The 15115-nt window shown below is 48.3% G+C and carries 6 protein-coding genes and 1 pseudogene; 2 read left to right on the forward strand and 5 right to left on the reverse strand.

Features of this window, described 5'->3' with window-relative positions:
• Window positions 1-51: 51 nt before the first annotated feature.
• Complete coding sequence (locus B9K09_RS20375) at window positions 52-924, reverse strand: OmpA family protein (protein ID WP_087518516.1); 873 nt, start codon at window positions 922-924, stop codon at window positions 52-54.
• An 83-nt stretch (window positions 925-1007) separates the two neighbouring features.
• On the reverse strand, window positions 1008-3698 hold the full coding sequence (locus B9K09_RS20380; protein WP_087518517.1) for an Ig-like domain-containing protein: 2691 nt from the start codon (window positions 3696-3698) through the stop codon (window positions 1008-1010).
• A gap of 732 nt (window positions 3699-4430) precedes the next feature.
• Here B9K09_RS20380 and B9K09_RS20385 point away from each other — a divergent pair.
• On the forward strand, window positions 4431-5369 hold the full coding sequence (locus tag B9K09_RS20385) for a LysR family transcriptional regulator (RefSeq protein ID WP_087518518.1): 939 nt from the start codon (window positions 4431-4433) through the stop codon (window positions 5367-5369).
• Window positions 5370-5436: 67 nt separating this feature from the next.
• Here the strand turns inward: B9K09_RS20385 and B9K09_RS20390 are convergent, their stop codons facing one another.
• A complete protein-coding gene (locus tag B9K09_RS20390) occupies window positions 5437-6699 on the reverse strand; it encodes a tetratricopeptide repeat protein (protein ID WP_087518519.1) in 1263 nt (420 codons plus the stop codon).
• A gap of 717 nt (window positions 6700-7416) precedes the next feature.
• Between B9K09_RS20390 and B9K09_RS23020 the strand changes: the two are divergent.
• Window positions 7417-7571: pseudogene (locus tag B9K09_RS23020) on the forward strand (IS3 family transposase); the annotation flags it as partial.
• A gap of 266 nt (window positions 7572-7837) precedes the next feature.
• Here the strand turns inward: B9K09_RS23020 and B9K09_RS20400 are convergent.
• Together B9K09_RS20400 and B9K09_RS20405 are read right to left on the reverse strand one after the other, a co-directional pair.
• A complete protein-coding gene (locus B9K09_RS20400) occupies window positions 7838-10384 on the reverse strand; it encodes an Ig-like domain-containing protein (protein ID WP_087518521.1) in 2547 nt (848 codons plus the stop codon).
• A gap of 552 nt (window positions 10385-10936) precedes the next feature.
• On the reverse strand, window positions 10937-15112 hold the full coding sequence (locus B9K09_RS20405) for an Ig-like domain-containing protein (protein WP_177408685.1): 4176 nt from the start codon (window positions 15110-15112) through the stop codon (window positions 10937-10939).
• Between the last annotated feature and the right edge of the window lie 3 nt (window positions 15113-15115).

Raw genomic sequence — 15115 nt, forward strand, 5'->3', positions numbered from 1 at the left:
CTTGCTGGCTGAAGGATAAAAAAATAACGCCGGCTGTTCGCCGGCGTTATTTTACTTGGCGTAACTTCGAACCACCACACGCCTGTCAGGTGCATAACAGCTGATTTTGTTGCTGCGAGATAAATTTTCACAATTTGATGCCACAGGTTCACTACTGCCTACGGTGCTGACATCTACACTATTTTCATTGACACCAGCGTTCAGCAGTAAAGAACGAACTGTTTCAGCACGCTTGAGACCAAGAGCCAGATTGCTTTTTGTCGAACCAATCGGATCGGTATGACCAATTACAACCACTTTTGAACTAGCACCTTGGTTCAGATCTTTAGCAATTTCAGCAAGGGCTTCACGGCCATCCCCACTGATACTATTGATACCTGATTTACCAAACTCGAACATTACGTCACTGGCAAGAACATAATCTTTGTACTGATACTGACATTCTGTTACAGCAGATGCTCGGGAAAATAAAAGGTCCTGTAAACGTGTCTTCATTAACAGTGGTGTAGCTTCACGCTCCTGAGTCACATTGAGGGTATTTTGATTACTTTCGGCGGCACGAAGATAATACGTTTTCCCGCCTTCTAAGGTAATAGTGTTTTTCTTATCCTGCTTTCCCTGATACAGCGGAGCATCACCCAGCCATGAGCCAATAATATGACTTCCTGGCTTTACACAGAAAGCAGTGTAGCTTCCTGGGATCAATGCAGTATGAAATTCACCATCCACATAAATATTGGAATTTTGTTTTGCAGCTTCAGTGCTATTAGTTCGAAAATAAACAATCTGCGCCTGATTTTTGTCCACATCAGGAACCATTTGATAATCGTTTTTTAAAACAGTGTTTTCAGCTGCAACAGCCACTTGGCAGACTAAACCTGTCGCCAGCATCAGAAACAAGTTCTTTTGACGTAATTTCAACATCCTACACCCCACTCTAATTTTACTATTAGAGGCTTAAATTAAATATTATTAAAACCCTGCTGTTTCCTGCAGGGTCATTTGTATTATGCGTGCTGGATCAGCAGTTCAAGGTCGCTTTCATGCTGCTGGTATACATCGTAAACTACGCCGCCTGCAGTAACCTGGCCCTCGGTATCCCAACCCTGATTGCCTGAGAAAGAAGCGATATCAAAGTCCACATTGCTTCCGGTTTCATCACCGATCACAATCTGCTCTTTACCATCATCAATAAACAGATTCTTGGTAGCAGCGGACAGTAATTCATCGATACTCAGGTTTACGGCGTCGTGGATGTCGATAATCCCCTGTTGAGCAGCATGAGACTCAGTATCAGCTTGCAACTGGTTGTCTAACGAGTAGTCAAAACCTGTATCAGTCATAAATTGGTGAGTAAGTGACTGAACCTCTGGCGTGACTTCATGCGTTGCTTCTACTGTTTCTGTAGATGAAGTTCCCCACACAAAGTTGTCGAAACGTGTAATTACGTTACTGCCGCTACCCGCTCCAGTATCGATGGCTATTGAGGCAATGCTCTGCCCTTCTGGAGCCGTCCACGTCATGGTCTGTACCGCACCGTCAGTCTGAACAGGCAGATACTGGGTCTGCATGACTTCGCCGTTGGCATCGTAGTAACTCACTGTGCTGCCCGGGAAGCTGGAAGCATTCACGTCAAAACTGACTGAATTAGTTGTACCGCCAAAATCAATTCTCACTTCTGAGTTCTGCACCACCATCAAAGCTTGCTTGCCAAGCTCTTCCGGAGCAAACAGCACGAGACCTTTTGAAGAAATTTCGGTATAGGCGTTCTGACCCTGGCCATCTGTCGGACCACTTACTAGGGTCATTGTTACGCCGCTTGCAAGCGTCACGCTGTCACCATCTGCGGCAAACTGGAATTTGTCTGTCGTTTCAAAGTTCTCAGTGCCTGACGCAACAGAAGGCGTGAGAGTTGATGTGTCAACGGTAAAGTCGAATGCAGGAGAGGAGGCGCTCTGGTTACCGGCACTATCTTTAACGACAGTCGTGAAGCTGTGGTCTCCATCGGCCAGTGCAGTTTCAGGCGTAAAGTCCCACGTACCATCTTCTTTCACCTGTACGCTGCCAATAACGTCACCGTGATCAGAAATGGTGACAACAGCATTAGGTTCAGCGCTTCCACTAAAGGTTGGCAGCGCATCATCTGTAACACCGTTTTCGCTGATCAATCCTTGTTCTTCACCAACGTCATCGTTGAGAGCCAGTCCGGTTGCAACGTCTGGTGCTAGCGTATCAACGGTGAACGGTATGTCGTCTGTTGGTTGGCTTTTGTTTCCAGCATCATCAACGACGACCACATCAATGATATGTTCACCGTCAGCAATTGGGTCGGTTGGCGTAAAATTCCACTTACCATTTTCATCGACCTGTACGCTGCCAATCTCTTCTCCGTTATCGGAAACGATGACGACAGAACCGGCTTCAGCGTCACCAGAAATTACTGGCGTATTATCGTTGGTTTCACCGTTATTGATCGGATTACCGGCATCATCTGCGATGGTCACGTTCTCAGCGGGGGACGGGGCGAGAGCATCACTACCACCACCATTGTCATTACCACCGCCATTGTCAGGAGCGATGGTGACAGGAACATCCGCTTCAGGGCTGACATTGCCTGCATCATCTTCAACAACGACAGAGATATCATGGTCACCATCGGCCAGTGGCGTTTCTGGTGTAAAGCTCCACTTACCGTTTTCATCGACTTGGGCGCTGCCAATCTCTTTACCGTTATCGGAAATGATAACCACGGTGCCAGCTTCTGCATCCCCAGTAATTGTTGGTGTATTAGTCCCTTCTTCTACAACGATACTTCCCGCTGCAGCTGGCGCTACGGTATCAACAATGACGTTAATGGCATTTGAAGGCTCGGAAGCATTTCCACCACTATCAACGGCAACAACTGTAATTGCATGCTCTCCATCTGTCAGCGCTGTATCAGGCGTAAATGACCAAGTACCATCTGCCTGCGCCGTTGCGGTACCCAATTGATTATTACCATTGTCGATAATCACAACAATATCGCCTGGCGTCACGCCGCTGCCCGCAAAGGTAGGCCTGCTGTCATCGGTTACGCTACCATCGGCTATCACGCCACGAGTACTACCAACATCATCGGTTGCAGAATCCAGAGTACCTGAACTCACCGTAACGACAGGGGCGGAAGTGGCGCTGGATGAGTGGTGGCCACCACCATCATTATTATTTGCGATTGCAATCCCGCCCCCCACCAAAGCCAGAGCACCTAGGCCCAGCAATGCCCATAGCATGGTATCGTCATCATTCTCGGCAATTAAACCTTCCGCAAAATCAGGAATGCTATCTTTACCCAAAGCCAAAGGCTCTGCGGTGTCAGCAGTAACTACTGCACTATCCTGCCCCAGTGAAGTGACATAGCTGTAATATGCTCCATCTTCACCTTTACCAATCAATTCGCTTTCGTTCAGATAATAGTCGGAAATAATGACCTGAGGATTGTCTGTATCCTCACCTTCAAGGCTGATATATAAGTCATCCCCAACGCGCTTGACAGTAATGTTCTCAGGTGCAACACCTGAACCTTGCTCCGCAAGAAGATACTTCCCATCTTCAACTGCTTCGATGGTTACCGGACCACTCATATCGCCATGAGTTAATTCAACAGTCTTGCTAATTTTCTTTCCATCGACAACAACAAGATTTATAGCTTTGCTTTCCACTTGATTACACTCCTTGTAGAAACCCTTATAAATTTAGTCATAGCAGACAAATCCCTGCAGACAAATCCCTTATGAGAGCCATATAGCTATCGAAACATGAAAAAGTCACCACACACACATTAAGATTAAATTAAAAATACTGTGGTTTATTCAATCTCGAAACCAAGATGACTTTCCTTTTATATTCTCGCCTTTTGGTTCAGATTATTGCGGCGACACCAACCTTCTCAGCAACGACGATCATAAAATATTTTTGACTTTACTTACATTAAAATCTAAAAATACAAAACAACATAACTCATTGATTTTTCTCATGAATTTTCAATTTCTATTTTCTTTAATTTACTATTCTGAATGCATGTTTACGCATTTTTTACAAAATAGAAAAACAAAATTTATTTTTAGCGCTATTCGTGGCCGCATTATTAATTTTATAATAAGACTATTCTATAATTTAGATCAGGTACTAAAGATGCTTTTCAAAGTAATAATAATAGGCATTTACTAGCCTCCTTTGGAGCATGCGTGATGACACTTGGCAAGACCAAGCAAGGAGGAATATTTAAAATACCTTTTTTAACAAAATCAAATATTCAGACGAAACATAAATTGTAAAGCTATATATTGAAGCTCATAGCAATGAAGTAACGAAAGGATGCGCTTCTTCTGGCTACGTTGTACCGACAAGTACGAAGCACCGCAGAGGAGGTATATGAATCAGGTAGGATTAAAATGAACTCAAAAGACTTTGACCTCAATTCACTGTTAATACTTAATGCTGTTATCGAATGTAGAAGTGTGACAGCGGCTGCAAGAAAACTTGCCATGTCGCCTTCATCCGTAACTTATGCCATCAACAAAATCAGGAAGACAACTTCTAACCCTATTTTTACCCGATCTAAAAATGGCATTACTCCTACCACTTTAGCGCACGAACTAAACCATCGATATGTCAAGGCTATATCGTTGATTACCGATGGTCTCAACTTTTCCTTCCATTCTGATAACCCTGATATTTATCGCAACATCACGGTCAGCACCTACACATTTTTTGAGCTTTGGTTTTCGCACTTTACACATCAGAATCAAGACTTAATGGATGGGTTGTGCCTTAACTTTGTTAATATTCCTATCTCCAATGAACAGCGCATCATGAAAATCAGGAATCACGAGGTGGATCTGGATATTGGAGGACTGTTGCCTAATGATACCTCTATCATTTCTCAGCGACTCTTCTCTTCGAAATTCAAGGCATTAGTCAGCGCCAATCACCCAACCATCAAGGATTGCCTTACTCTTGATGACTGGAACAGTAATAAGCATATTAAATGGGCGCAATTCCCGGATGAAACATTAATTCAGGAAGGTGATGCAAATCAAATAGAGGAGATTTATAGCAGGCGCATCGGTATGTGCTCTGAAAACTCTCTTAACTCGATGATGATTTGCGGCATGTCTGACTACATCATGCTGATTCCCGAATACCTAGAGAGATTCCTGGTAAATTATTTCCCGCTAAAAGTTTATGATTTACCTTTTGAAACCACAATGACTTCAACTCTTTATGCACACTTTCATAGTTCAGCTAAGCGTAAAGGTTTCATTAGTCTATGCCTTGATGCTATTAAGGCTATGGAACCAGAGCAAGAAAGCTCTGACCTCGATTCGTAAATACTCAGTGAGTCTACGCAAACAGATGACTGACTGGTTCAGTCACCTGTTTTACCCGCCATGTAACTTATCCTCTTTGTGCGGTAATCTTTAACTCTCCCTTCTGGTAGTCATCTACTAAAAAGAAAGGCAAAGGTAATGTCCATCTTCCATTCTGAACATTCACTTCATAATCCACATAATGCTTCCTAGTCTCTAGTCTGACCGTTATCTTTGACCCATCTGCGCTATCAGCTGTTCCTCCAATACTGGAGTAACTGGTATTACTCCCTATATGAAAATGCTCGGTTTGCCAGCGAACCGGGGCATGTGTAGGGTAGCGTTGCGCATGATGAAAAAGAAAAATTTCGTCATGGTTAAGGATGCTCTGACGCACAGTCGGCCAGACCTCAGATCGCAGAAATTGCTGGTCAGTAAAACGCGCACTTCCGTTGTACTGCCGGACAAATTTCACCATCAACTCTTTAACGCAAGGGAAGCCACCCCGACACCCTCCCCATAACCCGGCCAATAACAGCTCGGTATGGGTAAAGTAATCTCGCATATGATGGAACCAGTATGGAGAAGCAAGCCATTCGTTTACAGCAGCTACTTCTTTTTCGGAAAACAAAGAGTCAGCATCGCGAAGCAGATAACGGGTTACAGAAGGATCATCCATTACAAGGAAGCGCCACATCGTTGGTGTGATCTCGGATTCTCCGGTCATATCGAATAACTGAACGGCAAGCTCGCGCAAACGGTTTATGACGGTTTCGGGCACCGAATCGTTGTAATACACACGGCAGGCCCATGCAGGGTAAAGTTCGGTAGCGATTTCAGCATTTTTGATCATCGTTTCACAATATTTTGGGCTGGCGCCGTAAAGACTGAACGAGATGACATTCTGCGTTTTATCGCTGGGATCAAATTGCGGGGGCGCTTCTGAAGGTAGTTCGTAACGAGCCCCATTGCTGCAAGCCTGGTCGGAAAGCGTCAGAGAATAGTGCCCATACTTCTGCAGCTCTTCCGTTTTGCCCAGCCATCCGCAAACCTCAGCAAGGCCATCCAGCCAGTTGCCAGGGAACTGCTTCTGCTCCTTACTCATAAACATTTTCATGTAGATGTCGTATGCCATGAGATGATCGCCGGTACGCATCAGTGTCAAAGCATAATCATTGAGAACTGAAGGATTATCAGGGCTCAGCGCCAGCACAGATTCGCAGCATTTTCTGGCTTCAAAGTAATCGCCCATCGACATAGACTTTTTGAACGTCTCGGCCAATCGCAGCATTTTGTTTTGAATATTCTTTCTACTATGTGCTAGCGGAATAAATTTACGTGAAGATCTCATACTGATCCTTTTTATTGATACTTTGCAATCAGTATAACAACTACATGGTAACAATATTCCGACCTTCAGATTGTTTTATTAAAATACCCTCTTTGGTATTTTAAAAATTTATACACTGATGCAGTTATAAACCCACGCACTCATAACCCCATGCTTTATTTAAATCATTACTTATAAAGCAGAGAGTTACACTGCACATTAATTATTGAAATTTCACTTTACACTTAACTCGACTATTCCAATAATTAAAACCCCTGCTGCCATTATATAGCTTACTAATAATAAACAGCTTGCTTGCCTTATGATTTTGGTATTTATGAGTATTAGAAGCATAGGGAAGTCCATTACTGGGTTTAGCATCTAAATGAGACTCCATGAGTCGACTTACCATTACCACCCTCGAACAAAGCCGCCCCTCGCCCATACAGGTATTCAACACGAACGAGGTGACTTCTGCTGAACTGCCCTCAGAATCCTGGAGACTAAACTTTCAATGAAAGGAGACCTGACTAGCACAACCGGCGCCATCGGCACCCGGGAACACACAGCCAGCGCTGGCAGCGTGACGAATATTTGGAAGGCAGAGATACAGCGTGTGTACGATGAAAACTACAGTGTCTATGGCGCGCGCCCGTATGATCTAGCGCTAGCTGCAGCGAGAAGGCATCCATATGGCTGGTATACGTACAACGGAGGGGCTGATGAAAACAATGGAACTGGCGGGTGTCATCATCAATGGAGACCTCGCTCGTGGTGAACGCGCAGGTACAGCCGCGGCAGGCAAGACGCCCTTCAGGGCACCATCCATCTATGACAAAGGTTCTCAGTACGTATCACTGACGTATACACAACGGCTGCAGGATGCAGAACTGCCAACCACCGGGTGAGGAACAGGCATTCTATGCCTCAGGCTGCACCTTTCCGTCAAGTCTAGCCAGCTGCAGGGCAATCAGGTCAGATTGCCCGCATTGTCAAGTCATAAATTCAGTTTCGGCCATTGTCCATAAGCGCAACATTTGCATAACGGTGTCTTCTGAAAAAAACACCCTGTCAGCATACGCTTCCAGGGTGGGGGGACCATCTCATTAGCCCCGACCGAAGCCGGGGGAGTTGTCAAAGTCAGATAATACTTTTCAAGTTATGAAACCTGTTGCAGCTCCACGCCCTGCTGCACCAGCAGCTCAACGTTCAGGTCTGCGTGTTGGTAGACTTCATACTGCACACCGCCTGCGGTGACCTGTCCTGCATCCTGCCAGTCGTTGGTCATATCCTCAACCTTAAGCTCAATCACATCACCCGCATCGCCAGTGACTGCCAGCTGCTTATTGCCGTCCTGAATAAACAGGTTGTCATGGGCTTCGCTCAGAATGTCATTCAGCGTCAGTTGCAGGGTGTTCTGCTGATGGTCGGTGATGTCTATATACGACTTAGCTTCGACCTGTGACAAAAGTACTGCATCGTCGCCGCTATCTACAGAATTCGCATTACTTGCTTCCTGCATCATGGTGTTAGGAGTTGTCGTTGTCGACCCCCATTCTACCCCTGCCACAAAAGATGCATCGTGTAGGGTGAATGAAGCAATTGCTTCGCCATTGGCTGCGGTAGCAGTCATAAGATCCATGCTAAGGTTATGGCCATAATTTGAATCTGTGAAGGCAGTGACTTCGATAACATTGCCTTCCGCATTATAAAAGGTCACCGAGTCTGTACCTGCGCCACTAATGGTGACTGTGTCTGCAATACCGGGCAATCTGACATGCACTTCTCCAGTCTTCTGCTTCTGGTCATCAAAGGCTGTATACACATAAGTGTCGCCACCTAAACGATTCGTAAAGCCTTTTGGCGCGCTACCCTGAAACATTTCGACAGTGCTGGTTACTTTCACGCCCTGAGCGGTAATGAACGAGTAGCCCTGCTCATTACCGGCATCGCCAAACTGTTCAATGCCGGAGGTGTACGGCGCATCCTGATTACTGGCAACAAAATTCACCACATATTCAGCGCTGGAAGCACTGATATTACCTGCGGCATCCTTCGCTGTGGCGGTAATAACACGGTTACCGTACACATTAGACCTGAACTCATCAGTCATCTGGAATGTCCAGTTACCCTGGGCATCTGCTACTACTGAACCGTCGATATAGCGCTGTCCATTTGCCTCGATAACATGGCTGATAGTAACGATGCTGTTCGCCTCAGCGGTGCCCGATATCTTCACCAGAGAGTCATCCGTGAGGTCGCCGTTTGCCACCTCACCCTTCATTACGCCTATGTCGTCATAGACACTGGTAATAACCGGTGCATCCGGTGCCGTGGTGTCAGGCACATCAATATTCACCACAAAGCCGCCGGATTTACCACTGGTATTGCCAGCCGCATCAGTCGCAGTGGCCGTAAAGGTATGGCTGCCTTCGCTGCGTGCAGGTGGCGTGTAGCTCCAGGTGCCGCTGCTGCCTGCCGTGACGGAGCCAATTGCCTGACCGTTATCGTAGATCATCACGATGCTGCTGGCTTCTGCCGTACCGAACAGAATTGGCATCGTGTCGTCGGTGGTGTCGCCTGACTGAATATAACCGGTCTGATCTAGATGATCGTAGACACTGGTAATAACCGGTGCATCCGGTGCCGTGGTGTCATCCTGGTTGGTGCCGACATACTTCACCGAATAAGCAGCGCTTTTGGCACTGCCATTTCCTGCTTCATCAGTGGCTGTGGCCGTAAAGCTGTAGTTGCCTTTAAAGCGAAAACCTTTATTGGAGTCCGGTACAATGAAGCTCCAGTCGCCATTACTGTCAGCCTGTGTGCTGCCCATAGCATAGGTGACGCCGTTAGGCCCTTTACGACTCAGTACGACAATGCTGCTGGCTTCTGCGGTACCAAAGAGTTCCGGTGTTTTATCATCCGTTTTTCCGCCATATCCCACATCACCCTGCTGACTGCCAGCGTTGTCCTGAATGCTGGTGATAACCGGACGGGTGATAACGGTGTCAACGGTAATATCGAAACTGGCAGTCTGCGCGCTTTCACCGGCTGCGTTTACGGCTGCCGCGGTCAGGCTGTGAGCCCCGTCTGTCAGGTTAGTAGCAGGGGTGAATGCCCAAGTACCGTTATCTGTGGCCGTAACAGAGCCCAGCAGCTTTCCGTTGTCATAAATATTAACGATGCTGCCAGCATCGGCATAACCGGATAACGCCGGGCGCGCATCATTGGTCAGGCCACCATCTTTCAGTTCACCGGTGAAGCCTTTAACATCGTCCATAACGCTGTCAATCACTGGCGCCGCAGGTGGGCCACCCACATCCTGGTTGGCCTCTGTAGTGGTGAGGTTGTACTCATTGGAAAGCCACACCGTGTTGCCGTTACCCGGGTCAATCAGGCTTACCTGAAACGCATTTTCGGTTCCCGCGATTAACGGCGTCTCTGGCGTGTACGACCACTTGCCGCTATCCTCTACCACGGTATAACCCACAACGGAACCGTTAAGGAAAACGCGGATGCTAAGCCCTTCAGCTCCCGGCAGATAACCGGAGAGGGTGGGCTGCAGGTCATCGGTCAGACCACCATCGGCAATCACCCCCTGATGGGTTCCGATGTTATCAGTAATGCTGTCAATGTGAATGAGGGTAGAAAAATCTGTGGCCAGTGCCGCAAGGTTATTTTCTGTTTTTTTAGTTACATCAGACATAATGTCCGGCTCTCCGTTATTTAATGACTGCAGAAACAACACCCGAAAATGAGAGCTGTTTCCCTGATGGCATCGACGACAACAATAAATATTACTGCCATGCAGAATAATGGAGGCCGTTGCACAACGGAACCAACGGTATTTAAAAAGTATAATTTATAAAACAGAATAACCATAAAAGCAGGTGATTATGGTATATCGCGATTTCACAAATCACTGAGAAAACAAAAAATTAACGCATCGCCATAAGATATTACAAGCAAACCAAATTTGTTATTTTAAAAACCATAACAATAAATAATAAAAAATCCGCACAACATGTGCAACTCGAATTTAACTTAACCTTATGTAAGCTCTCAAGAAAAGGGTATGGCACTATCGCTAGTGCATGTCCGTTAAAAAGATATCACGAGAGATATTTCATGACATTTTCATGGTGGGGTCTTCATGGAAAAAACACCCTGTCAGCATACGCTTCCAGGGTGGGGGGACCATCTCATTAGCCCCGACCGAAGCCGGGGGAGTTGTCAAAGTCAGATAATACTTTTCAAGTTATGAAACCTGCTGCAGCTCCACGCCCTGCTGCACCAGCAGCTCAACGTTCAGGTCTGCGTGTTGGTAGACTTCATACTGCACGCCGCCTGCGGTGACCTGCCCTGCATCCTGCCAGTCGCGGGCCATATCTTCCACCTTCAGCTCAACCACGTCCCCGGCATCACCGGTAATGGCCAGCTGCTGCTTGCCATCCTGAATAAACAGGTTGTCATGTGCTTCGCTCAGAATGTCGGTCAGCGTCAGTTGCAGGGTGTTCTGCTGCTGATCGGTAATATCTGCTGTAGCCCCCTGCAGCCCCTGCTGCTCATTCACTTCGGACAGGGTCATCACTGAAGGCTGTGCGTTATGGAGCTCATCTCCAACCAGTTGCACGTCCACATCAGATGAGTACATTAAGCTTTGCCCCTGCAGGTTTACACTTTTTTGCACCATAGTGATGTTATCCAGCCAGAAATCATTGCCAACTGCATTTGCAGTTTTGTCATTGAACGCTAGAACCACTTCACCGCTCGTTTCTGCGGTCCAGCTCCCCTTCACATAGGTGACACCATCCTGCGCAGTTTCATAGGATGTCACCGCTTGGCCGTTCACCGTCATAGCAACAGAGGCTCGCTGTCCCTCATCAACAGCTTGCTCATTGCGCCCATAAGCAAACTCGAAGTTATAGCTCTGACCGGCTCTCACCAAGATAGTGGTACTCATAACATCGCCAGAATAGTCAGTTCCAAGCTCGGAATTGGTGTTGAAATAAATACGTCCATCCCGGAAGCTCACATTCCCCGGCTTAGCATTTTCATCTACCAGCGTCCAGCCCTGAGTTGTCTTATCATTGAAATTCCAGCTGTACGTCTCAGGCAAATCAAAGTTATCAGCTACGCGCTGAAAGGAGTAATCCTCTACAGCACTCTTGTTACCTGCTGCGTCAATAGCATATACACTGAAATTATGGATACCGTGCTGAAGTACACCAAAATTGTATTCCCACTTTCCGTCACTGTTTGTCTGAACGCTAGCGTTATACGAGTAGCCTGTTGATGGTACTGTTTCAGAAATGTAAACCGTACTGCCTGGCTCAGCTGTACCTGTAAGCGTCGGATACAAGTCATCTGATTTACCGCCATCAGGCACTAGGCCCGTCTTCACGCCAGAGTCATCTATCAGGCCATCAATGGTTACTGAAGTGTGCGTATCCACATTCACCACAAAGCCCGCAGACTTGCCGCTGACATTACCTGCCGCATCCGTTGCCGTTGCCGTAAAGGTGTGCTTCCCTTCGCTGCGGGCTGACGGAGTGAAACTCCAGTTGCCGCTGCTGTCTGCTGTGACAGAACCTGTCACTGAGCCATTATCGTAAATCTTCACGATACTGTTGGCTTCAGCCTTACCGTTCAGCGCTGGCGCGGTGTCATCGGTGCTGGCACCGTTTGACAAGTTACCTTTTGATGCTCCCACATCGTCGTAAACACTAGTAATAACGGGTGCATCAGGTGCAGTGGTGTCTTTGTCTTCAGCATAATAAATCAGCCAGCTATTACTGTTTTCACTGATATTTCCAGAGGCATCAGTTGCAACCGCATAATAATTATACCCGCCTCCTGATGTCGCACTGTAGCTGAGCTCCACAGACCAACTGCCGTCTTCACCGGCGATGGTCTGCCCTCTCACGCTGTTGTTAAAATCATAAATGGTGATCTGTGCCCCGGCCTCCGCCGTACCGTGCATAACCGGTCGGGTATCATCCGTTGCATCTCCATTAGCGATGTCTCCCTGATATTCGCCCACGTTATCGTACGCACCAGTGATAACCGGGGCGTCAGGTGCAGTGGTGTCAGTATCAATGTTCAGTACAAACTGCGCTGAGGCTCCACTGACATTGCCTGCGGCATCTGTTGCAGTGGCGGTGAAAGTATGTAAGCCCTCGCTGAGAGGCAGGCCGTAAATAGCCCAGCTCCCGGTAATGGTTGTGATCGTGGAGCCCACCACACTACCGTTTTCATAAACTGTTATCAGGCTGCCCACTTCGGCGGTGCCGAGTAAATCAGGCCTGGTATCGTCCGTGGTGCCGCCGTTATACACGGGTCCCTGAATCTCACCGACATTATCCTTGGCCAGTAGAAATTCCGGAGCATCCGGTGGCGAGGTATCCGGAAGAGCAATGTTCAACTCAAAGCCCATAGAGCTTGCGCTGGTATTACCGGACGCATCCGTTGCGGTAACAGTGAAGGTGTGCTCACCTACACTGCGTACGGGCAGCGTGAAGTCCCAGGCTCCGCCGCTGCCTGCTGTGGTTGAGCCAATCGCCTTGCCGTTATCGTAAATCGTCACGACACTATTGGCTTCAGCATTCCCGGCTAGTTGCGGCGTGGTATCTTCGGTAGTTTCGCCGGCGTCGAGTCCATTCAGTGAGCTGCCAGTGTCGTCAATAGCGAAAGTGATTTCCGGAACATCAGGTGCAGTGGTGTCGTCCTGGTTTTCACCAACAAACTGGATTGAATATTTGTCACCGTAGTCATACCAGGCGTTCCCGGCTTTATCCACGCCGCTGATGCCAAACGAGTAAGTCCCCTGACTGGTGAACGCTTTTGGCTGATAGCTCCAGGTGCCGTCTGCACCGGCAGTCACGCTCTGGTAATACAGCTCTTTGCCGTTCGGGCCAAAGACGTGAATGTCTACACGACTGTTAGCTTCCGCATGGCCGGTCAGTACCGGGCGGCTGTCATCGGTCAGTCCACCATCAGCAACGTTGCCCTGCGCACCCCCTTGGTTATCGGTAACCGTGTCGATTACTGGTTTGATGATTGTTGTGTCAACGGTAATGTCGAAGCTGGCAGTCTGCGCGCTTTCGCCGGCTGCGTTTACGGCAGCAACGGTTAGACCGTGAGCGCCGTCTGTCAAGTCAGTGGCAGGAGTGAATGTCCATTTGCCGTCGGCGGCAGCCGTCGTGGAGCCGAGCAGTACGCCGTTGTCATAGATGTTGATAACCGCGCCAGCCTCAGCATGGCCGGACAGCGCCGGGCGCGCATCATTGGTCAGGCCACCGTCCTGCAGCTCACCTGTGAAGCCTTTATAACCCTTAACGTCATCCACCACGCTGTCAATCACTGGCGCCGCCGGGGTGGCCACATCCTGGTTTGCACCAACAAACTGGATTGAATATTTGTCACCGTAGTCATACCAGGCGTTCCCGGCTTTATCCACGCCGCTGATGCCAAACGAGTACGTTCCCTGCGTGGTGAACGCTTTCGGTTGGTAGCTCCAGGTGCCGTCTGCACCGGCAGTCACACTCTGGTAATACAGCTCTTTGCCATTCGGGCCGAAGACGTGAATATCCACACGGCTGTTGGCTTCCGCATGACCGGTCAGTACCGGTCGGCTGTCATCGGTCAGGCCGCCGTCAGCTACGACACCCCGTGCAGCACCCTGGTCGTCGGTGACCGCATCCAATACCGGCTTGCTGATAACGGTGTCAACGGTAATGTCGAAACTGGCAGTCTGCGCGCTTTCGCCGGCTGCGTTTACAGCTGCCGCGGTCAGGCTGTGAGCCCCGTCTGCCAGGTTAGTAGCAGGGGTGAATGTCCAAGTACCGTTATCTGTGGCCGTAACAGAGCCCAGCAGTTTTCCGTTGTCATAAATATTAACGATGCTGCCAGCATCGGCACGACCGGACAACGCCGGACGCGCATCATTGGTCAGGCCACCGTCCTGCAGTTCACCTGTGAAACCTTTATAACCCTTAACGTCATCCACCACGCTGTCAATAATCGGCGCCGCAGGTGGGCCACCCACATCCTGGTTGGCTTCTGTGGTAGTGATGTTGTACTCGTTGGAGAGCCACTGCGTGTTGCCGTTAGCCGGGTCAATCAGGCTTACCTGAAACGCATTTTCGGTTCCCGCGATTAACGGCGTCTCTGGCGTGTACGACCACTTGCCGTCATCCTCTACCACGGTATAACCCACAACGGAACCGTTAAGGAAAACGCGGATGCTAAGCCCTTCAGCTCCCGGCAGATAACCGGAGAGGGTGGGCTGCAGGTCATCGGTCAGACCACCATCGGCAATCACCCCCTGATGGCTGCCGATGTTATCAGCAATGCTGTCAATGTGAATGAGGGTAGAAAAATCTATGGCCAGTGCCGCAAGGTTATTTTCTGTTTTTTTAGTTACATCAGACATAAT

This window comes from Pseudomonas sp. M30-35 (genome assembly GCF_002163625.1).
GTDB lineage: Bacteria > Pseudomonadota > Gammaproteobacteria > Pseudomonadales > Pseudomonadaceae > Aquipseudomonas.